The following is a 21,326-nucleotide window of genomic DNA, read 5'->3' as shown; positions in this document are numbered from 1 at the left end:
CGACTTGCTTGTTAATATTTTGTTATCTTGTTATTAATGTTCTTCATAGGCCATCGACAGGTACACGACGGTCAGGATCATGAAGATGAAAGCCTGCAGGGTGATAACCAGGATGTGGAAAATCGCCCAAGGCACATTAAGGACCCATTGAGACCACCACGGCAGCAGACCGGCGATAAGGATGAAGATCATCTCACCGGCATACATGTTGCCGAACAGACGCAGGCCCAGCGAAATGGGCTTGGCGATCATGGACACGGTCTCAAGCACCAAGTTAACGGGGATCATGGACCAGTGGTTCAGCGGTTGCATGGTCAGCTCTTTAACGAAGCCGGACACGCCCTTCATCCTGATGCTGTAGAAAATGATCAGGAAGAAGACGCCAAACGCCATGGACATGGTGATGTTAACATCGGCGGAAGGAACAACCCTCAGGTAGGGAACGCCAAGCAACTGTGCCCCGTAAGGCAGGTAGTCGACCGGGATAAGGTCCATCAGGTTCATCAGGAAGACCCAGACAAAAATGGTCAGCGCCAGGGGCGCAATCAACGCACTCTTGCCATGGAAGACGTCCTTGACGGATTTATCCACGAACTCGACCAGCAGCTCAACGGCGCACTGCAGTTTTCCCGGAACTCCGCTGGTTGCACGGGATGCAACCTTGCTGAAGCCCCACAAAAACAGCACCCCCAGGACAACGGAAACAAGCAAAGAATCGATATTTAACGCCCAGAACCCCGATCCGACCTGCAGGTGTTGCAGGTGGTGAGAGATATAACCCTGGGAAGTTAAGACATCTCCTGTTGCAGCCATGTGTTTTCCTAGTAACGGTTGTTGAGAGTGAATGAAAGAATCCACTGCATCAGCAATGCTAGGGCGTAAGCCGTGTACAGGGGAGCATGAAGCACCTCCATGTACTTGAGCGCTATCACGAACAACAGGATAGTGCTGCCCAGCTTAATCCCTGCCCCGCTGTAAAAGTCCGCCACAACACTGCCCGGCGTCGACTGCTCGGTGCTGCGCACCAATACCCGAACACTGAACAGACATTGGGGGACCCAGTAGATTCCGCCCCCAATGAGGGCGGAACGGGCGGCTGCATCACCCTGCTGGTAAAAAAACAGGGTGGCGACAGCCACCACCAGGAGCAGTTGGCAGAACAGCATCACCAGCGCCACCTGCCTGTCGCTTAGGAGCCACTTCTTCTGTTTCACCACTACTCCTGACACAGTTAGGGGCTTGCTGGCTACACCGGAGTGTCGTCAGTCAGGCCCCAAAAAAGCAGGTCAAATTATACCCGTGATCGGCGCAAATGCAATTGCAGGAAATCCTTATTTTTGACAGCTTTGCGCGATTTTTCCGACCATTTACAACGGGTTAAACTGATTGAATGTTTACTACAAATCAATCTTCCAGCATCTCGTTCAACCCGAAGAATTGACTTATTTTATCTAATTCATTCAATGAGTTATATGAAATAACCAGTTTACCCTTTTCCTTGTGGGTCGATTTGATTTCTACTTTTGTTCCTAACTTTTCACCAATTTCCTGTTCAAGCTGGTTCATAAGCAAGGATCTGGGCTGGTCGATTTTCTCTTTTTTCGGAGTAATCATCTGTTTGACCAGTTTTTCGGTCTCTCTCACGGTCAGCCCCTTCTGGGCCACCAGCCTGGCCAGCTCGGTCTGCTGCTCGCCGGCCAGGGCCAGCAGGGCGCGGGCATGGCCCATTTCCAGGGAGCCGTGCTCCACCAGCTGCTTGACCTCGTCGTTGAGCTGGTTGAGCCGCAACAGGTTGCTGACGGTGCTGCGGCTCTTGCCCACCGCCTCGGCCACCGTCTGGTGGGTGAAGCCGAATTCCTCGATCAACCGGGTGAGGGCTCGGGACTCTTCGATCACGTTGAGGTCCTCCCGCTGGATATTCTCGATCAGACCGATGGCCATGGCTTCCCGATCTTCGACCGGCTTGATCAGGCAGGGCACCAGGCTGAGGCCGGCCATGCGCGCGGCCCGCCAGCGCCGTTCGCCGGCCAGGATCTCGTAACCGCCGTCCTCGAGCGGGCGCACCACTATGGGCTGGATGATGCCCTGCTGGCGGATGGACATCGCCAGCTCTTCCAGTGCCACCTGGGACATGTCCCGCCGGGGCTGGTACTTGCCCGGCCGCAACTCGCTCAGGGCCAGGCTCTGCAGTTCGCTGTTGGCACCGGGCCGGGAGTGGATCTCGGCCTGGTGCTGGCGCAGGCTGGCCGCCGAACTGGTGCTGAGCAGGGCATCCAGACCCTTGCCCAGGCCGCGTCGTTTCATGGTCATGCTGTTTGTTCCGAATTTTCCGGGGAGTCCTGCTCCAGCTCGGCCCGGCGCAGTATCTCGCCGGCCAGGGCCAGATAGGATTTGGCTCCCACCGAGGATTTGTCGTAGTACATGGCCGGGGTACCGAAACTGGGGGCTTCGGCCAGGCGGACGTTGCGGGGAATGACGGTGCGATAAACCTTGTCGCCGAAATGGGCCTTGAGCTGATCGGACACCTCATTGGCCAGGCGGTTGCGGTGATCGAACATGGTACGCAGTATGCCTTCGATCCTGAGCGAAGGGTTGACCACGGCCGCCAGCTTGCTGATGGTATCCACCAGGGCGGTCAGCCCTTCCAGGGCGAAATACTCGCACTGCATGGGCACCAGCACCGAATCCGCCGCCGACATGGCGTTGACGGTGAGCAGGTTGAGCGAAGGCGGGCAGTCGATGAACACATAGTCGTAGTAGTCGCGCACCGGCGCCAGGGCGTTGCGCAGGCGCACTTCCCGGGCGAAGAACTCCATCAGCTTGATTTCGGCGGCGGTCACGTCGCCGTTGCCGGCGATCAGGTGATAGCCGCCGCTGGTTTCCCGCTCCACCACCTGCTCGACGGGCACATCGTCCACCAGCAACTCATAAGCGGTATTGGCCACCTGATACTTGTCGACGCCGCTGGCCATGGTGGCGTTGCCCTGGGGATCCAGATCGATCACCAGCACCTTGCGCCGGGTGGCGGCCATGGATGCCGCCAGGTTGACACAGGTCGTGGTCTTGCCCACTCCCCCTTTCTGGTTGGCAATGGCGATGACTTTTCCCACCGGAAACCTCTACTGGCTGGTCTTGCGGATGACCACCAGATGGCGGTCGCCTTCCTGCTCGGGCACGGTCAGGGGATAGACCCTCTCCAGCACCAGGTGAGCAGGCAATGATTGTAACTCTTGCTCGGGATATTGTCCTTTCAACGCCAGGAAGCGTCCGTCCGGCCCCGGCAGATGCGCACACCAGCTTAGCATGTCGTTCAGGGAAGCAAAGGCCCGGCTGAGTACCCCATCGAACTTTTGCTCCGGGTTGAAGGCTTCCACCCGGCTCTGCACCGCCTCCACGTTGGTCAGGCCGAGGTGATGCACCACCATGCGGATAAAGCGGATGCGCTTGCCCAGGCTGTCGAGCAGCACGAACCGCTTGCCGGGATTGATGATGGCGAGCGGCAGGCCGGGCAGGCCCGGACCGGTGCCCACGTCGATAAAGCGCTCGCCCTCGAGGTAAGGACTCACTACCAGGCTGTCCATGATATGGCGCACCAGCATGGCTTCGGGGTCGCGCACCGAGGTGAGGTTGTAGGCCTTGTTCCACTTGTGCAGCAGTGCCACCAGTTCGAGCAGCTGTTCCTGCTGCTCGTGGCCGATTTCCAGGCTGGCCTGGGCCAGCAGTTGTTGCAGTTTTTCCCGCATCATGGCCCTCACGCCGACTTGCGCAGCAGGCCGCGCTTCTTCAGGTGGACCAGCAGGATGGAGATGGCCGCCGGGGTCACCCCGGAAATGCGCGACGCCATCCCCAGGGTTTCGGGTTTGGCCTGGTTGAGTTTGACCACCACCTCGTTGGACAGGCCCGGGACCTCCTTGTAGTCCAGATCCAGCGGCAGCCTGGTGTGTTCGTTGCGCAGCTGCTTCTGGATTTCGTCGCGTTGGCGATCGATATAGCCGGCGTACTTGATCTGGATTTCCACCTGCTCGGCGGCCTGTTCATGCTCGATGCCCGGGCCTATGCCTTCCACCGCCATCAGGCCGGCGTAGTTCAGCTCGGGCCGGCGCAGCAGCTCCTCGAGGTTGTGCTCCCGGCTGAGCGGGGTTTTCAGTTTTTCGTTCAGGGCCGGCGCGGCCGCATGTTTGGGGGTGATCCAGGTGTCCCGCAGGCGCTGGGTTTCCCGCTCAATCCGCTCCAGCTTGTCGCTGAACAGGGCCCAGCGCTGATCGTCGACCAACCCGAGCCGGCGGCCTTCCTCGGTCAGGCGCAGATCGGCATTGTCCTCCCGCAGCAGCAGCCGGTATTCGGCCCGGCTGGTGAACATGCGGTAGGGCTCGCGGGTGCCCAGGGTGGACAGATCGTCCATCATCACCCCCAGGTAGGCCTGATCCCGGCGTGGCGACCAGGCTTCCCTGCCGAAGGCGCGCAGGGCGGCATTCAGCCCCGCCAGCAGCCCTTGGGCACCGGCTTCCTCGTAGCCGGTGGTGCCGTTGATCTGGCCGGCGAAGAACAGGTTGTGCAGACACTTGTTTTCCATGTTGGTCTTCAGATCCCGGGGATCGAAGTAGTCATACTCGATGGCATAGCCGGGACGGACGATATGGGCCTGCTCGAAGCCCTTGATCGAACGGACGATCGCCAGCTGCACATCGAAGGGCAGGCTGGTGGAGATGCCGTTGGGATAGAGCTCGGTGCTGGTCAGTCCTTCCGGCTCCACGAAGATCTGGTGCGAGGCCTTGTCGGCGAAGCGCATGATCTTGTCTTCGATCGAGGGACAATAGCGGGGGCCGATCCCCTCGATCACCCCGGCGTACATGGGGCTGCGATCCAGGTTGTTGCGGATCACCTCGTGGGTGCGCTCGTTGGTGTGGGTGATGTAGCAGGGTACCTGCCGGGGATGATCCGCCCGACTGCCGATGAAGGAGAACACCGGGGTCGGACTGTCGCCGGGCTGGGGCTGCATCACCGAGAAATCGACGCTGCGGGCGTCGATCCGCGGCGGGGTACCGGTTTTCAGCCGGTCGATCCGCAGGGGCAGTTCACGCAGCCGTTGGGCGAGGGCGATCGAGGGCGGATCCCCGGCGCGGCCGCCCCGGTAGTTGTCCATGCCGATATGGATCAGGCCGTTGAGGAAGGTGCCGACGGTCAGCACCACGGTTTTGGCACGGAACCTGAGGCCGGTCTGGGTCACGACACCCACCACGGTATCGCCGTCGAGCAGCAGATCGTCGCAGGCTTGCTGGAAGATCTTCAGGTTGGGCTGGTTTTCCAGCCGGGTCCTGACCGCCTGCCGATACAGTTGGCGATCGGCCTGGGCCCGGGTGGCGCGCACCGCCGGCCCTTTGGAAGCGTTGAGGGTACGGAACTGGATCCCGGCCCGATCGGCGGCCTGGGCCATGATCCCGCCCAGGGCATCGATCTCCTTGACCAGATGGCCCTTGCCTATGCCGCCGATGGCCGGATTGCAGGACATTTGTCCCAAGGTATCGATGTTATGGGTCAATAACAGGGTGTTTGCCCCCATACGAGCGGCGGCTGCGGCGGCTTCGGTGCCGGCATGACCGCCTCCCACTACGATGACGTCAAACCATTCTTCATATTGCATAACAGATACTCTTGAAACGTGCAGGTGTAAGGATCCCGAAGGGCGGATATTTTAGCTGGTTTGCCGGGCGGATGGAAACCGGATCGAGGGGATCCGGCTGATCCTAAATAGATCTTAGATCTCTAGATCGATCTTCTGTTGGATCTATTATTAGCCAGCTCCCGATCTGTGAATAACCGTTTTTTGATCTACAAGATCATGCGCTTAGGGGTGATCGCTTGATGTGGAAAACCTCGCCGGACGATCGGTATGGACGGTGGTTAACTATAGGGTTTATTCACAGTGGCCGGGGGTTGATTATTTGATTAAGAGGATAACTAACGGTTTAACACCGGTTTGGATCATAGTTATCAACATCGCAGGGAGGGGGAGGGTAGAAATGGTGAATGGCGGGATCGGCGCGATCTGTTGATAACTCGGTGGAAAGAAACCCGGCCGGAGCGCCGATCCGGGCCGGGTTGGGGGATGTCGGGAGGATCTCAGCGGTCGATCCCGGCTCTTTCCAGCTGTTGATCCAGCCAGTGCCCGGCCAGGATTTCCGGAAGATCCGGCTGGCCGACATCGATTTCCAGTCGATCGCCGATCCGCATGGCGCCACAGTCCAGCAGTTGTTGATCCAGGCTGCGTATGGCCTGGCAGAAGGTATCGTAGCTGGAGTCGCCGAGGCCGACGGCCAGGTACGACAGGCCGCGCAGATCCGGCCGTTGCTCCAGCAGTTGCCGGGAAAAGGGTTGGATGTTGTCCGGCAGATCGCCGGCACCGTGGGTGGAACAGATCAGCAGCAGGTAGTGGCAGGGCTCGATCAAGATGTGATCAAACTGGGGAGAAGTGTGAATAACCGCTTGATGACCAAGATCGCACAGTTTTTCCGCCAGGTGATCGGCCAGATCTTCAGCGCCGCCGAGGGTTGAGCCGACGAGGAGGGTGAAGTGACTCATTTGTATCCTTATGGTTGGTTTTTATTCATTTTATCCCGATGTTAGCGAAAAAGGCATCGAAGACTTGGCTTAACGCCGCGCGACCGGCAGAGGAAATGCCAGGGGGGTGCACGGACAGCCTGACTCGGTATTGCGTAATTTAGGAATAAATATTCGCTTTTTTAGTAATAATTATTTACTCACCAGCCATTGACCGGATGACTGTATCCAGATATCAATACCAGCGGGTCTTAATATGTATCCCAGATGAAAAGTTCAACAAGATAACAACAAGGAAGATATCGTGACGTATATCCACGACACCATCGTCAAGCTCCAGAAAACCAGTCCGGCACAAGCAGAGTTCTACCAGGCGGTTGAGGAGGTGCTGGATTCGCTCCAGCCCATCCTCGAAACCAACGAGAAGTACAAGCACCACGCCATTATCGAGCGCATGGTCGAGCCCGAGCGCCAGATCATGTTCCGGGTGCCCTGGGTCGACGACCAGGGCAAGGTCCAGGTCAACAAGGGCTACCGCATCGAGTTCAACTCGGCGCTGGGGCCTTACAAGGGCGGCCTGCGCTTCCACCCCAGCGTGAACGCCGGCATCATCAAGTTCCTCGGCTTCGAGCAGATCTTCAAGAACGCCCTCACCGGCCTGCCCATCGGCGGCGGCAAGGGCGGCGCCAACTTCGATCCCAAGGGCAAGTCCGACGGCGAGATCATGCGCTTCTGCCAGTCCTTCATCAATGAGCTGTACCGCCACATCGGTCCCACCACCGACGTGCCCGCCGGCGACATCGGCGTGGGTGCCCGGGAAATCGGCTATATGTTCGGCCAGTACAAGCGCCTCACCGGCAACTACGACGGCGTCTTCACCGGCAAGAGCCTGCTGTGGGGCGGCTCCCTGGTGCGCAAGGAGGCCACCGGCTACGGCTGCGTCTACTTCGCCCAGTACATGCTGGCGGACAAGGGCGACAGCCTGGCGGGCAAGCAGTGCCTGGTGTCCGGCGCCGGCAACGTGGCCATCTACACCATCGAGAAGCTGTATGAGCTGGGCGCCCGTCCGGTGACCTGCTCCGACTCCAGCGGCACCCTTTACCATGAGGCCGGCATCGACCTGGCCACCCTGAAAGAGCTGAAGGAAGTGCGCAAGGCGCGGCTGAGCGAGTACCTGGTGGCCCATCCGGACGCCAGGTTCATCCCGGTGACCGACTACCCGGCCGACGGCCACGCGGTATGGCGCATCCCGGCCCAGCTGGCCTTCCCCTGTGCCACCCAGAACGAGCTGACCGAGGCCGACGCCCGGGCGCTGGTGGCCAACGGCGTGATCGCCGTGTCCGAAGGCGCCAACATGCCCTCCACCCAGGAGGCGGTGGAAGTCTTCCTCGACGCCAGAATCTGCTACGGCCCGGGCAAGGCGGCCAACGCCGGCGGCGTGGCCACCAGCCAGCTGGAGATGGCCCAGAACGCCAGCATGCAGCGCTGGAGCTTCGAGGAGGTGGACGAGAAGCTGAAGGTGATCATGAAGAACATCTACCTCAGCGCCAGCACCACCGCCGCCGAGTTCGGCGAGCCCCACAACCTGGTGCTGGGCGCCAATATCGCCGGTTTCCGCAAGGTGGCCGACGCCATGATCGAGCAGGGCGTGGTGTAAGCGAGCGGTTCGCTCCACCCCGTCTAAAGGCCCGGTATACCGGGCTTTTATTTTTCCGGTTCGCCCAACTTTGGTGCGGGCCCTGCCTCGCCCTCCCGGTATTGCACCTTTTTGGAGGGGAAGGGGAGAAAACAGGATACCCAATAATGGGTATATCACTGTTTTGGTAGATGCTTCTGTGCTGGCACAGCCTTTGCTTCAAGCGAAGCAGGCAATCGAAAAAAGTGTTTCAGCACAAGGAGCTTATCGTGAAAAAATCCCTCTGTTATACCGCCCTGCTGGCCACCTTTACCGCCCAGGCCCAGGACAACGTGATCAAGGTCGGGGTGCTGCATTCGTTGTCCGGCACCATGGCCATCAGCGAATCCACCCTGAAAGACACCGTACTGATGCTGATCGAGCAGCAGAACGCCGCCGGCGGCCTGCTGGGCAAGAAACTGCAGCCGGTGGTGGTGGATCCGGCCTCCAACTGGCCGCTGTTCGCCGAGCGGGCGCGGGAACTGCTGGCCCAGGAGAAGGTGGACGTGATCTTCGGCAACTGGACCTCGGTGTCGCGCAAGGCGGTGCTGCCGGTGGTGGAAGAGCTGAACGGCCTGCTGTTCTACCCGGTGCAGTACGAGGGCGAGGAATCCTCCCAGAACGTGTTCTACACCGGCGCGGCGCCCAACCAGCAGGCCATTCCGGCGGTGGACTACCTGATGAAGGAGCTGGGCGTGGAGCGCTGGGTGCTGGCCGGCACCGACTATGTCTATCCGCGCACCACCAACCGCATCCTCGAGGCCTACCTCAGTGATCATGGCGTGGCCGAGGCCGACATCATGATCAACTACACCCCCTTCGGCCATTCCGACTGGCAGAACATCGTGGCCGAGATCAAGCGCTTCGGCAGCGCCGGCAAGAAGACCGCCGTGGTGTCCACCATCAACGGCGACGCCAACGTGCCCTTCTACCGCGAGCTGGGCAACCAGGGCATCGACGCCGCCGACATCCCGGTGGTGGCCTTCTCGGTGGGCGAGCAGGAGCTGTCCGGCATCGACACCGGACCCCTGGTCGGCCACCTGGCGGCCTGGAACTACTTTATGAGCGTGGATAGCGACGCCAACGGCGACTTTATCGACGCCTGGACCGCCTTTACCAAGAACGACGACGCCGTGACCAACGATCCCATGGAGGCCCACTTTATCGGTTTCAACATGTGGGCCGAGGCGGTGCGCAAGGCCGGCAGCACCGAGGTGGACGCGGTAAAGGACGCCATCATCGGGGTGACGGTGCCCAACCTGAGCGGCGGCTACGCCACCATGTTGCCCAACCACCATATCACCAAACCGGTCCTCATCGGCGAGATCCAGGACGATGGCCAGTTCGAGGTGGTCTGGCAGACCGCGGGTACCGTGATGGGCGACGCCTGGTCCGATTACTTGCCCGGCTCCCGGGATCTGGTGGCCGACTGGACCGCGCCCATGCGCTGCGGCAACTACAACGTGACCACCGGCAAGTGCGGCGGCAGCCAGGCCGTGGCGGAAGCCCAGGCGGCGCTGGGGAATTAAGCCGGAAGCTGAGAGCGGGAAGCCGGAAGCTTTCAGGAGGACCTAAACGGGTAATACCTATCCTGTGAGAGGAATAAGGGGCCGGTACAGATGGACCCCCGCCTTCGCGGGGGGTGACACAGGCGGCCGTGGCTGGGGTGTGGTATGCCCCCTTGGGGTGCAGGCGGCCCGCCTGCGCTCCCTTCCGTGACCCGGAAACCTTGGGAAATTAAGGATAACACCATGAAGATGTTCAGGATCCTGATGGTCAGGCTGTGGCTGGTAGCGGGCCTGCTGGCGCCGGTGCTGCCGGTGGCGGCCCAGGTTGATGCCGGCCAGGCCTTGCTCGAGGCGCTGGACGTGCGCGCCTTCGAGGCCAAGGGCGAGGCCATCGACGCCATTGTCGCCAGCCGGGATCCGCGGGCGCGGGACTGGCTGGCGGCGCTGCTCGACGGCCGCCTGCAACGCGGCAAGGCAGACCGGCGCTTCGTGCTGGTCACCGGCACCGGCGGCCGGCAGTGGCCGGTGGTCGATGCCCTCAATAACGCGGATCTGGGTACCCTTGGGCGCCGGGAACTGAGCCGGATCAGCATCAACAACCGCCTGCGCAACCAGTTGCGCAGCGCCCTGGCGGTGCTGGATCTGCACGCGGACGACCCGGCCCTGCGGCGGGCCTCGGCCGAGCGGCTGCTGGGCGAGGTGGATGCCGAACTGGCGCCCACCCTGGCGGCGCTGATCCCGGAGGAGGCCGACGGCCAGACTCGGCGGCGATTGGCCCAGGCCCTGGCCATCCACCGGCTGGAGCAGGGCGACATCAGCGCCATCGAGGCGCTGGCCGGCAGCCTGCACAACCAAGCGCGCATCGCCCTCAACCGGGCGGCACAGGGCGACGACGAGCTGGCCGAGGCGGCCCGCAAGGCGCTGGCCGGCATCGAGCAGAACCTCAGGCTCAACCGCGCCGCCGAGACCCTCTACTTCGGCCTCAGCCTGGGCTCGGTGCTGGTGCTGGCGGCCATCGGCCTGGCCATCACCTTCGGGGTCATGGGGGTGATCAACATGGCGCACGGGGAGTTGATCATGCTCGGCGCCTACACCACCTGGCTGCTGCAGCAGTGGCTGCCGGGCCAGCCGGGGCTGGCGCTGCTGCTGGCCATTCCCGCCGGTTTCCTGGTGGCGGCGCTGGCCGGTATCGCCATCGAGCGCGGCGTCATCCGGTTCCTCAAGGGACGGCCGCTGGAAACCCTGCTGGCCACCTTCGGCGTCAGCCTGATCCTGCAGCAGCTGGTGCGCACCCTGATCTCCCCGCTCAACCGCACCGTGGTCACCCCCGAGTGGATGAGCGGCTCCCTGGTGGTGAACGACGCCCTGTCGCTCACCCTCAACCGGCTCTATGTGCTGGGCTTCGCCCTGCTGGTGTTCGCCGGCCTGATGTGGGTGATGAAGGGCACCCGGCTGGGGCTGGAGGTGCGCGCCGTGACCCAGAACCGCGCCATGGCCCGGGCCATGGGCATCCGCGCCACCCGGGTGGACATCCTCACCTTCGGCCTGGGCTCCGGCGTGGCCGGCCTGGCCGGGGTGGCCCTGTCCCAGCTGACCAACGTGGGTCCCAACCTGGGCCAGAACTACATCATCGACTCCTTTATGGTGGTGGTGTTCGGCGGCGTGGGCAACCTCTGGGGCACCCTGGTGGCCGGGCTATCGCTCGGGGTCGTCAACCAGATCCTGGAGCCCTGGGCCGGGGCCGTGCTGGCCAAGATCATGGTGCTGGTGTTCATCATACTGTTTATTCAAAAACGGCCGCGCGGGCTCTTCCCGCAGCAGGGCCGGGCGGCGGAGGCATAACGCATGTGGCTGACCCAACCCCTTAAAGAACGCCAGACCCGGGTATTTCTGGCGGTGTTGCTGGCGGCCCTGCTGCTGGTGAGCCTGGCCAACCTGCTGCTGCCGGCGGCGCACCCGCTGCATGTGTCCACCTATACCGTCACCCTGCTCGGCAAGTACCTGAGCTATGCCCTGCTGGCGGTGGCGGTGGACCTGGTGTGGGGCTATCTCGGCATCCTCAGCCTGGGCCATGGCGCCTTCTTCGCCCTGGGCGGCTACGCCATGGGCATGTACCTGATGCGCCAGATCGGCGACCGGGGCGTGTACGGCCACCCGGAGCTGCCGGACTTTATGGTGTTCCTCAACTGGGACAGCCTGCCCTGGTACTGGGCCGGCTTCGACATGGCCTGGTTTGCCTTTCTGATGGTGCTGCTGGCACCGGGACTGCTGGCGCTGGTGTTCGGCTTTCTGGCGTTCCGCTCCCGGGTGACCGGAGTCTACCTGTCGATCATCACCCAGGCGCTGACCTTTGCCCTGATGCTGGCGTTTTTCCGCAACGAAATGGGCTTCGGCGGCAACAACGGCCTCACCGACTTCCGCGAGCTGCTGGGCTTCGACCTGCGCGCCGACGCCACCCGGGTGGGACTGTTCATCGCCTCCGGCATCGCCCTGGCGCTGGGCTACTGGCTGTGCCGGGCCCTGGTGCTGAGCAAGCTGGGCCGGGTATGTGTGGCCTCGCGTGATGCCCAGGCCCGCACCCGCTTCATCGGCTACCGGGTGGAGCGGGTGCAGCTGTTCGTGTTCGTGGTATCCGCCATGCTGGCCGGGGTGGCCGGTGCCCTCTACGTGCCCCAGGTGGGCATCATCAACCCCAGCGAGTTCTCGCCGCTGTTTTCCATCGAAATCGTGGTGTGGGTGGCCCTGGGCGGCCGCGCCACCCTTTACGGCGCGGTGATCGGCGCCCTGCTGGTGAACTACGCCAAGACGGTGTTCACCGGGACCATGCCCGACGCCTGGCTGTTCGCCCTGGGCGGCCTCTTCGTGGTGGCGACCGTGCTGCTGCCCAGGGGTATCGCCGGCCTGCTGGCCCGCCGCCGTTCTTCCGCTGTACTCAAGGAGGTCAGCCAATGAACATGTTCAAATCCCTGGCCCGCCGGGATCAGGTGTTCGACTTTATGGTGCCCGAGGTGTCGCCGGTGGACGTGCGCCACGGCCCCATCCTTTACCTGGAGGACGTGAGCGTGAGCTTCGACGGCTTCAGGGCCATCAACAACCTCAACCTCACCATCGACGACGGCGAGCTGCGCTGCATCATCGGCCCCAACGGCGCCGGCAAGACCACCATGATGGACATCATCACCGGCAAGACCCGGCCCGATAAGGGCCAGGTGTGGTTCGGCAGCAGGCACAACCTGCTGCGGCTGTCGGAGCCGGAGATCGCCACGCTCGGCATCGGCCGCAAGTTCCAGAAGCCGACGGTGTTCGAGGAGCTGACGGTGATCGAAAACCTGGAGCTGGCCATGGCCGCCGACAAGCGGGTGCTGCCCACCCTGACCGCCCGGCTGAGTTCGGCGCAGCGGGATCGCATCCACGAGGTGGTGGCGCTTATCGGGCTCAAGGCCGCCGCCCACGAGCTGGCGGGCATCCTCTCCCACGGCCAGAAACAGTGGCTGGAGATCGGCATGCTGCTGATGCAGCGGCCCCGGCTGCTGCTGGTGGACGAGCCGGTGGCGGGCATGACCGAGCAGGAAATGGAGTTGACCGCCGAGCTGCTGACCAAACTGGCCGGCAAGGGCAAGCAGTCGGTGGTGGTGGTGGAGCACGACATGGGCTTCGTGCGCGCCATCGCGCGCAAGGTGACGGTGCTGCACCAGGGCGCGGTGCTGGCCGAAGGCACCATGGACCAGGTATCGAACGACCCGCGGGTGGTCGAGGTGTACCTGGGGGAAGAAAGCGGCGCCGAGGTGGCCTGATGCTGACAGTCGACAAACTCAACCAGTTCTACGGCGAAAGCCACACCCTCTGGGATCTGAGCCTGGACATCCCCCGCGGCCGCTGCACCTGCGTGATGGGCCGCAACGGGGTGGGCAAGACCACCCTGCTCAAGTGCATCATGGGCGAGGTGGCGGCGAAGAGCGGCAGCATCCGCCTGGACGACGGCACCGAACTCACCAAAAAGCGGCTGGAGGACAGATCCCGGCTCGGGCTGGGCTATGTGCCCCAGGGCCGGCAGATCTTCCCGCTGATGACGGTGGAGGAAAACCTGCGCACCGGCCTGGCGGCCCGGGGCGACGGCCTGCGCCGCATTCCGGAGCGAGTCTACGAGCTGTTCCCGGTGCTGAGGGAGATGCGCCAGCGCCGGGGCGGGGATCTGTCCGGCGGCCAGCAGCAGCAGCTGGCCATCGGCCGGGCCCTGGTGCTGGAGCCGGAACTGCTGATCCTGGACGAGCCGGGGGAGGGCATACAGCCCAACATCGTGGCCGATATCGGCCAGGTGATCCGCCGGCTGATGGCGGAAGACGGCCTCACCGTGCTGCTGGTGGAGCAGAAACTGCCCTTCGCCCGCAAGTATGCGGATCGCTTCGTGATCCTGGACCGTGGCCGGCAGGTGGCCGAGGGCGGGATCGCCGATCTGTCCGACGATCTGGTCAAGCGCCACCTGACGGTGTAGATCGGGTCGGATCGCGGCATCGATCTTGTTGCGCTGCAAAAAAAGCCCGGGCAACCGGGCTTTCAGCTTGCTGACAACGTCCAGCTCCTGTTTTTTCGCCGGATATTTCCTTTTCTCGCAGCCGTTTTAACCCTGGTCATCTCCGCGAAGGCGGAGATCCAGGACACAGTGCACTGGACTCCCGCCTTCGCGGGAGTGACCACAGAGTAATACGAAGGTTTGTCAGCACCCTGAAGCCCGGGAGACCGGGCTTTTGAGTATAGTGATTTAACGCTCGGCGGCGATCACCGAGATCTCCACCAGCAGCTCGGGGCGGGCCATGGCGGCTTCCACGCAGGCGCGGGCGGGGGCATGGCCTTCGGGCACCCAGGCGTCCCACACCGCGTTCATGGCGGCAAAGTCGGCCATGGTTTTCAGATAAAGGGTGGCGGAGAGGATATGCTCCCGGCCGGAGCCGGCTTGTTGCAGCAGTTCGTCCACTTTTTCCAGCATGGTACGGGTCTGTTCGGTGATATCCTGAGTGGCGTCCTTGCACACCTGGCCGCACAGATAAATGGTGCCGTTGTGCTTGACGATGCGGCTCATGCGCTGGCCGATCTGCTGGCGCTCAATAGTCATTTGTACTCCTTTGATACGATAATAATGGCGTTATCTGCCAACCATTACCGATTGGTATGCAGATGTAAACTTTTGGGGATAAAAAGGGTGGAATAATATGGCGGTGATCACGGGGCTCAATCTTTATCCGATCAAGTCGGCGGCGGGACTGGCGGTGCCGGACGCCTGGGTATCGCGCGAAGGCCTGCGCGGCGATCGCCGCTACATGCTGGCCAAACCGGACGGCACCTTCGTCACCGCCCGCACCCATCCGCGGCTGCAAAGGATCGGGGTGACGCCGGTGGCCGGCGGCCTGGAGCTGCACTATGGCGACCGGCAGTTGTCGCTGCGCCACCAGCGGTTTCTGTTGCAGCCGGTGGCCACCGGCGTCTGGAAAGACAGCTTCACCGCCTGGAGCACCCATGCCGACTACGACGCCTGGTTCAGCGCCATCCTGGAAGAGCCGGTACAGCTGTTGTGGCTGGGCCAGCACTCCAACCGTTACCGGGAAAAGCTGGGCAGCGGTGTCAGCTTCGCCGACGGCTACCCCCTGCTGCTGATCTCGGAAGGGTCGCTGGCCGATCTCAACCTGCGCGCCGATGCCAAAATGGATATGTCCCAGTTCCGCACCAACCTGGTGGTGCGGGGAAGCCGCCCCTTCGAGGAGGACGGCTGGCGCCGCATCCGCATCGGCGAGGTGGAATTCCTGGTGGCCAAGCCCTGCAGCCGCTGCATCATGACCACCATAGAGCCCGGCTCCGAGCGTTTCAATGCCATGAAGGAACCGCTCGCCACCCTGACCCGCTATCGTCGGGGTGACGACGGCGAGGTCTATTTCGGCCAGAACCTGGTGCCCCTCAACGAAGGCGAGATCCGGCTGGATGACAGGGTGGAGGTGCTGGAGTACGCCAGCGCTCCCCTCTATCCGGACGCGGCGCCCCGCCGCCGGCAACTGGTGTGCGTGGAACGTGAGCCCCTGGCCCGGGACATGGACACCTACTGGCTGGAGGCGATGGATCGCAGGCCCCTGGCCGACTACCGGCCGGGCCAGCACCTGCCGGTGGCGTTGGATATCGACGGCCGGCGCCACCTGCGTCATTACACCCTGAGCTCCAGCCCGACCCGACCCGGCCGCTACGGCATCAGCGTCAAGCGCCAGCCCGACGGGGTGGTGTCCAACTGGCTGGCCGAGGCGCTGCAACCTGGCCATGCCCTGCTGGCCCATGCTCCGGCGGGCGACTTCTATCTGCGACCGGCCCGTGGCTACCTGCTGTTGTCGGCGGGCTCGGGAGTGACCCCCATGCTGTCCATGGTGCGGGCCATGGCGGATCTGGACCGGCTGCAGGACGTGCACTTCCTGCATGTGTGCCGCGCCGAGGCGGACATTCCCGCTGCCGCCGAACTGAAGGCGCTGGCCAGGCGCCACGCCGGCCTGCGACTCGATTTCGTGCTGACCCGGCCGGAGCGGGGCCCGGGTGGCCGGCTGGAGCTGGCCCAGCTGGCCGGGATACCGGCGCTGCAGCAGCGGGACGTCTACCTGTGCGGCCCGGCGGGCTTTATGCAGCAGGCCAGAACCTGGTTGCTGGCGCTGGGGGTGCCGGCGGGACGCATCCACCAGGAGAGCTTCGGCGGCCCGGTCGATACCGATGTGGCACGTGAAACCAAAGCGGTGCGGGTGCGTATCGGCGGCCATGAGTTCACCGGCAACAACCAGCGGGATCTGCTGACCCAGGCCGAAGGCCAGGGCCTGCAACTGCCCTGGTCCTGCCGCGCCGGCATCTGCGGCAGCTGCAAACAGAACCTCAAATCCGGCGAGGTGGCGCAGCCCGAGGCCCCGGCCCTGTCGGCGGCGGAGCGGGAAGCGGGTGTCGTCCTGGCCTGCTGCTGTGTTCCCCTGTCGGATGTGGAGCTGGAGTAACTAGAAGAGATACAGGCTGCCGACAAACCTTCGTATTCCTCTGTGGTCACTCCCGCGAAGGCGGGAGTCCATATACGGAGCCGACGACGGTTAACAGCGGTGGTAAAGGGACTCAGTAGCCGAAGGCCCTGTCTTCCTGCAGTAGCTGCTTGAGATCCTTGAGGGTTTTCAGCTGGTTGAGCAGACTGTTGGTGTGCCTGATGTCGGCCTTGATCCCTCTGGCGTGGTCGGCGAACTTGCGGTCACTGGAGGTGCTGCCCAGATGCCGGAAGCGGTTCCAAATGGCCGACTCCGGGCTGTCGTCCATGAAGACGGCTTCGTATTGCTCTTCCAGCTCGCGCAACTGCCGGCGCAGCAGTTCGTTGATACCGTTCAGGTCCTGCTGCCCGAGCTGATCGAGGGCATCGGCATCGAGATGCTGCCGGTGTAGCTCGAGCAGGGTGTGGATGTCGTTTTCCTGCCTGGCCGCCAGCAGTTGCTGCATCTGCTCGTGCTTGACTGCCTTCCGGGCCTTGTCCTGTTCCATATCCGGGTGCAGCCGTTTCGCCAGCTGCTTGTACAGGCGGTGGATCAGGGCCTTGCCCGCGGCCTGGCCGTCGGTTTCGCCGGGGCTGAAAATATCGTCCTCTTCGTCGTCCTCTTCCGGCCAGTCTTCGTCGCCCTCCCGCATCTTTTCCATCATCTGCTGCAGAAAGTCGGCCGGGCTGTGCATAAAGAGGTCGATATCCTCGTCGTCCAGCTCCAGGCCCAGTTCCTGGTAGACATCGCTTCGGATTTTCCCGCGATCGGATTCCGTCAGTGGCGGGGTGTCGGGCTGGGGGTAGTGCTGCTTGAGCAGGCTTTCAAAGCGGACCAGCAGTTGGACCCTGTCCAGCTCGGGATCGGCGAAGGGGTTGCTGGACAGCACCCCCAGTTCGTCCTGTATCCAGTGGCAGAGGTCCTCCCTCTGCCACCGGGTCAGGGACTTGCGGGAGAGAAAGGTCAGCAGCCGCTCGACCAGTTGGTACTGGCTACGGGCCAGCTCTCGCTCCAGGGGCAGTATTTCGGCGTTGAAGCGATCCACTATCTTGCGCACCCGCTTTTCCTGGCCTGCCAGGCGGGTTTTCTGCTTTTCTATCCTCTCCCACAGCAGTTGGAACTGGCCCGCAGGCGTGTGCTTGGCGGTTTTCTTCGGGCTTGGCTTGGTGGTGGCGAGTCTGGTCATGTCGGCGTCGATGTCGGGCAAAGAGGGGAGCCATGTTAGAGGTTATGGTGGCGTAACGGCAATTGCCCTGATGCGGAAAACTGGACTCCCGCCTTCGCGGGAGTGACAACAGGGCCGAGAGAGGGCACGGGATCAGCAGTCGCGCAAGGACTGCTGATCGCTTCCAGCTCCCGTCTTACCGGCTGGCCTCGTCCACCAGATAGAGGATGGACTCGTAGTTGATGCCGCTGTGGTGGCTGAGGCCCAGCTCGCAGGTGCGGCTGTTGCTCACCCCCCGGGTGCAGCCGGCGGGCACCTGGGCGCGCAGCGGCTTCAGGGCCGAGGCGTTGAGCTCGGGGGTGGTGAAGCCCTTGTCGCCGGCGAAGCCGCAGCAGTCGATATGCTCCGGCACCACCACCCGGGCGGCACAGCGTTTGGCCAGCGCCAGCATCTTGTCGGCCAGCCCCAGGTGCCGGCTGCTGCAGGTGATGTGCAGCAATACCGTCTCCTGCACCGGCTTCAGTTCGAGCCGGTCCAGCGCCTGTTCCAGGATGAACTGCACCGGTTCGAAGATGGCCAGCGGCTGACTGGCCTGCTCCCTGCTGCGTTTGGCACAGGGGCTGGTGTCCATCAGCACCGGCCAGCGGCCCTGCTCCGACGCCTGCCACAGCTGCTGCTCCAGCTCGGCGGCCTTGCCGTCGGCCAGCGCCAGCATGCCCTTGCTCTGCCAGGGCTGGCCGCAGCACAGGCTGGCGAGATCCGCGGGCAACAGCACGTCGAAACCGGCCCGTTCCAGCACCGCCTGGGTGACCTGGGTGAGCGAGCGGCCGTCTTTGGCGCCCGGCGACTGGCCCAGGGTGCGGCTGGCGCAGGAGGGAAAGTAGACCACCTTGGGCCGGCCTTCATGCGGACTGCTGGCGCTGGGCCGGTGCCGGTTGGCGGCCGGGGTCTCCGGCAGCCACAGCGGCACCTTGTTCTTGCTGGCCTTGCGCAGCCCCCGGTTGAGCTTGCCCAGGGCCTGTTCGCCCAGCAGGCGGCGGCCGAGGGCGGCCGAGTTCAGGCCCAGGCCCACCAGGCGGGTGGTGGCGGCGAAGTGATCCGCGGTCCAGCGGGCGATGGGCTCGAATTTGCGGTAGCGCGCGGTGCGCAGCTGTCGCACCAGATCGCCGGTGTTGATGCCCACCGGGCAGCGTTGGGCGCACAGGCCGGTGGCGGCGCAGGTGTCCACCCCCTGGTACTGGAACACCTGCTCGAGGCCGTCTTCGGTGGCTTCGCCCTGGGCGGCCCGGCGCTGCAGCTCGCGGAACAGCACGATGCGCTGGCGCGGGGTCAGGCTGAGATCCCGGGACGGGCACACCACCTCGCAGAAGCCGCACTCGATGCACTTGTCGACGATGGCGTCGGCGGCGGGCAGGGGCTTGAGATCCTTGAGATGGGCCTGGTGGTCGTCGTTGAGGATGACCCCGGGGTTGAGGATGCCGTCCGGATCGAACAGCGCCTTGATCCGCTGCATCAGGGCATAGCCGTCCTGGCCCCATTCCAGCTCCACATAGGGCGCCATGTTGCGGCCGGTGCCGTGCTCGGCCTTGAGCGAGCCCTGGTATTCCACCGCCACCAGCTGGGCCACGGCGTCCATAAAGCCGCCGTAGCGGTCCAGCTCGGATGGCGAGTCGAAGCCCTGGGTGAACACGAAGTGCAGGTTGCCGGCCAGGGCATGGCCGAAGATGATGGCTTCCGAGTAGCCGAAGCGGTCGAACAGCTCGGTGAGCCTGCGTACCGCCGGCGCCAGTTGTTCCACGGGGAACGCCACGTCCTCGATGATCACCGTGGTGCCGGTTTCGCGTACCGCGCCCACCGCCGGGAACATGCCCTTGCGCATGGCCCAGAGGGTGGCGCAGCGGGTTTTGTCCTGGGTAAAGGGCACCTCGTTGCGGCGCTCGAAGCCGGCCACCGCCGCCATCGCCTGCTCGCACCTGGCCAGCAGCCCGGCCTCGTCGGCGCCGTGCACTTCCACCAGCAGGGCGGCGGCTTCCAGATCCAGCTCGCGGATAAAGGCGGGCATGCCCGCCTTGTCGGCGATGGATTTCAGCGCCCGGCCGTCCATCAGCTCCACCGCCGCCACTTCGGTGCCGGCCAGGGCGGTCACCGCCCGGCAGGTGGTCTCGATTTCCGGGTACACCAGCAGGCAGGAGGCCTTGAAGGGGTGATCCGGCACGGTGTTATAACCGACCTCGGCCATAAAGCCGAGGGTGCCTTCGGAGCCGATCATCAAATGGGCCAGGATGTCGAAGGGATCCTCGAAGTCGATCAGGGCGTTCAGGCTGTAGCCGGTGGTGTTCTTCAGCCGGTATTTGTGGCGGATGCGCTCGCAGAGCTCCCGGTTGGCCTTCACCTCTTCGCTCAGCCGTTGGAGGCCGGCCAGCAGTTCGGGCTTCTGCTCGGCGAAGCGGGCCCGGCTCTGTGGGTCCCGGGTGTCGAGCCGGGTGCCGTCCGCCAGTATTAGCTTAAGGCCGTGCAGGGTCTGGTAGGAATTCTGGGCGGTGCCGCAGCACATGCCGGAGGCGTTGTTGGCGGCGATGCCGCCGATCTTGCAGCTGTTGATGGACGCCGGATCCGGCCCTATCTTGCGCCCGAAGGGGGCCAGGTAGCGGTTGGCGTCGGCGCCGATCACCCCGGGTTGCAGGGCGATCTGGTGGCCGTTCTCAATAATTTTGTGCTTGCGCCAGTCATCGGTGAGGGTGATCAGCACCGAGTCGGACACCGCCTGGCCCGACAGACTGGTGCCGGCGGCGCGGAAGGTGCAGTGGATGCGGTGCTGGCGGCACAGTTGCAGTACCCGCGCCACTTCGTCGGTGCTTGCCAGGCGCAGCACCATCCTGGGGATCAGCCGGTAGAAGCTGGCGTCGGTGCCGTAGGCCAGGCACAGGGACGGGTCCTGGATGATGCGCCCGGCGGGCAGAAAGTCGGCCAGCGCTTCGGCCAGTTGTTGGTAACGGGGTTCCATCAGGCATCCTCCAGGATCAGCACCAGCAGTTCCTTGGGCCCGTGGGCGCCATAGGCCAGGGTCTGTTGGGGTATGAGCGCGGTCATTATGCGTCCTCCAGGATCAGCACCAGCAGTTCCTTGGGCCCGTGGGCGCCGTAGGCCAGGGTCTGCTGGATATCGGCGGTCTTGGACGGGCCGGACACCAGCAGCAGGTTGGTGGGCATGCCCTGGTGCCAGCCCTGGGCGGCCATCATGGCCGGCAGGTTGGGGTGCAGGGTGGAGGCCTTGAGGATGGCGATATGGCGCGGCGGCACCAGCGACAGGGTGCGCGGCTCGGCCGGGCCCGGCCACAGCACCAGGCTGCCGGTGGCGGCGATGGCGCCGTGGCAGCCGGTGATGCCCGCGTCCAC

The 21,326-nt window shown here is 63.6% G+C and carries 18 protein-coding genes; 7 read left to right on the top strand and 11 right to left on the bottom strand.

Annotation, left to right across the window (positions count from 1 at the left end):
• Positions 1–33: 33 nt before the first annotated feature.
• From atpB to mioC, 7 genes are all read right to left on the bottom strand, one after another.
• Positions 34–813, bottom strand: a complete 780-nt coding sequence (gene atpB, locus ACT7DK_RS00090; RefSeq protein ID WP_445395121.1) for a F0F1 ATP synthase subunit A — start codon at positions 811–813, stop codon at positions 34–36.
• A gap of 8 nt (positions 814–821) precedes the next feature.
• A complete protein-coding gene (locus tag ACT7DK_RS00085; protein ID WP_445395119.1) occupies positions 822–1,214 on the bottom strand; it encodes an ATP synthase subunit I in 393 nt (130 codons plus the stop codon).
• 190 nt (positions 1,215–1,404) lie between these two features.
• Positions 1,405–2,310, bottom strand: a complete 906-nt coding sequence (locus ACT7DK_RS00080; RefSeq protein ID WP_445395117.1) for a ParB/RepB/Spo0J family partition protein — start codon at positions 2,308–2,310, stop codon at positions 1,405–1,407.
• Complete coding sequence (locus tag ACT7DK_RS00075) at positions 2,307–3,110, bottom strand: ParA family protein (protein WP_445395115.1); 804 nt, start codon at positions 3,108–3,110, stop codon at positions 2,307–2,309. Before ACT7DK_RS00075 ends, ACT7DK_RS00080 begins: the two co-directional genes overlap by 4 nt.
• Positions 3,111–3,119: 9 nt before the next feature.
• On the bottom strand, positions 3,120–3,743 hold the full coding sequence (gene rsmG, locus ACT7DK_RS00070) for a 16S rRNA (guanine(527)-N(7))-methyltransferase RsmG (protein WP_445402235.1): 624 nt from the start codon (positions 3,741–3,743) through the stop codon (positions 3,120–3,122).
• Positions 3,744–3,751: 8 nt separating this feature from the next.
• Positions 3,752–5,641: a tRNA uridine-5-carboxymethylaminomethyl(34) synthesis enzyme MnmG gene (gene mnmG / locus ACT7DK_RS00065; protein WP_445395113.1), complete on the bottom strand. Its 1,890-nt coding sequence runs from the start codon at positions 5,639–5,641 to the stop codon at positions 3,752–3,754.
• A 479-nt stretch (positions 5,642–6,120) separates the two neighbouring features.
• Positions 6,121–6,579: an FMN-binding protein MioC gene (gene mioC / locus ACT7DK_RS00060; RefSeq protein WP_445395111.1), complete on the bottom strand. Its 459-nt coding sequence runs from the start codon at positions 6,577–6,579 to the stop codon at positions 6,121–6,123.
• A 283-nt stretch (positions 6,580–6,862) separates the two neighbouring features.
• Between mioC and gdhA the strand changes: the two genes are divergently transcribed.
• From gdhA to urtE, 6 genes are all read left to right on the top strand, one after another.
• Positions 6,863–8,215 carry an NADP-specific glutamate dehydrogenase gene (gene gdhA, locus ACT7DK_RS00055; protein WP_445395109.1) on the top strand — a complete coding sequence of 451 codons (1,353 nt, stop codon included), beginning with the start codon at positions 6,863–6,865 and terminating at the stop codon, positions 8,213–8,215.
• A gap of 248 nt (positions 8,216–8,463) precedes the next feature.
• Positions 8,464–9,762: an urea ABC transporter substrate-binding protein gene (gene urtA / locus ACT7DK_RS00050; RefSeq protein WP_445395107.1), complete on the top strand. Its 1,299-nt coding sequence runs from the start codon at positions 8,464–8,466 to the stop codon at positions 9,760–9,762.
• A gap of 222 nt (positions 9,763–9,984) precedes the next feature.
• On the top strand, positions 9,985–11,583 hold the full coding sequence (urtB, locus tag ACT7DK_RS00045; protein WP_445395105.1) for an urea ABC transporter permease subunit UrtB: 1,599 nt from the start codon (positions 9,985–9,987) through the stop codon (positions 11,581–11,583).
• A 3-nt stretch (positions 11,584–11,586) separates the two neighbouring features.
• Positions 11,587–12,693 (top strand): urea ABC transporter permease subunit UrtC, encoded by a 1,107-nt coding sequence (gene urtC / locus ACT7DK_RS00040; protein ID WP_445395103.1) that lies wholly within the window; start codon positions 11,587–11,589, stop codon positions 12,691–12,693.
• Complete coding sequence (urtD, locus tag ACT7DK_RS00035; protein ID WP_445395101.1) at positions 12,690–13,535, top strand: urea ABC transporter ATP-binding protein UrtD; 846 nt, start codon at positions 12,690–12,692, stop codon at positions 13,533–13,535. Before urtC ends, urtD begins: the two co-directional genes overlap by 4 nt.
• Entirely contained in the window at positions 13,535–14,233 is a 699-nt protein-coding gene (gene urtE, locus ACT7DK_RS00030) for an urea ABC transporter ATP-binding subunit UrtE (protein WP_445395099.1), read from the top strand. Before urtD ends, urtE begins: the two co-directional genes overlap by 1 nt.
• A 267-nt stretch (positions 14,234–14,500) precedes the next feature.
• On the opposite strand, the gene ACT7DK_RS00025 is transcribed toward urtE, so the two are convergent.
• A complete protein-coding gene (locus tag ACT7DK_RS00025; RefSeq protein WP_445395097.1) occupies positions 14,501–14,851 on the bottom strand; it encodes a RidA family protein in 351 nt (116 codons plus the stop codon).
• A 97-nt stretch (positions 14,852–14,948) separates the two neighbouring features.
• Here ACT7DK_RS00025 and ACT7DK_RS00020 point away from each other — a divergent pair, with 97 nt between their 5' ends.
• Positions 14,949–16,748, top strand: coding sequence for an MOSC N-terminal beta barrel domain-containing protein (locus ACT7DK_RS00020; protein ID WP_445395095.1), 1,800 nt, complete (start codon positions 14,949–14,951; stop codon positions 16,746–16,748).
• A gap of 112 nt (positions 16,749–16,860) precedes the next feature.
• Here the strand turns inward: ACT7DK_RS00020 and ACT7DK_RS00015 are convergent, their stop codons facing one another.
• The 3 genes from ACT7DK_RS00015 to ACT7DK_RS00005 form a co-directional block, all read right to left on the bottom strand.
• The gene (locus ACT7DK_RS00015) at positions 16,861–17,952 is read right to left on the bottom strand and encodes a hypothetical protein (protein WP_445395093.1); all 1,092 of its coding nucleotides are present in this window, start codon (positions 17,950–17,952) and stop codon (positions 16,861–16,863) included.
• 175 nt (positions 17,953–18,127) lie between these two features.
• The gene (locus ACT7DK_RS00010) at positions 18,128–20,935 is read right to left on the bottom strand and encodes an FAD-binding and (Fe-S)-binding domain-containing protein (protein WP_445395091.1); all 2,808 of its coding nucleotides are present in this window, start codon (positions 20,933–20,935) and stop codon (positions 18,128–18,130) included.
• An 85-nt stretch (positions 20,936–21,020) separates the two neighbouring features.
• A partial coding sequence (locus tag ACT7DK_RS00005) for a LutC/YkgG family protein (RefSeq protein WP_445395089.1) occupies positions 21,021–21,326 on the bottom strand: 306 nt, incomplete at its 5' end.

The organism is Zobellella sp. An-6 (assembly GCF_052487945.1).
This window is presented reverse-complemented; position numbering and strand designations above follow the sequence as displayed.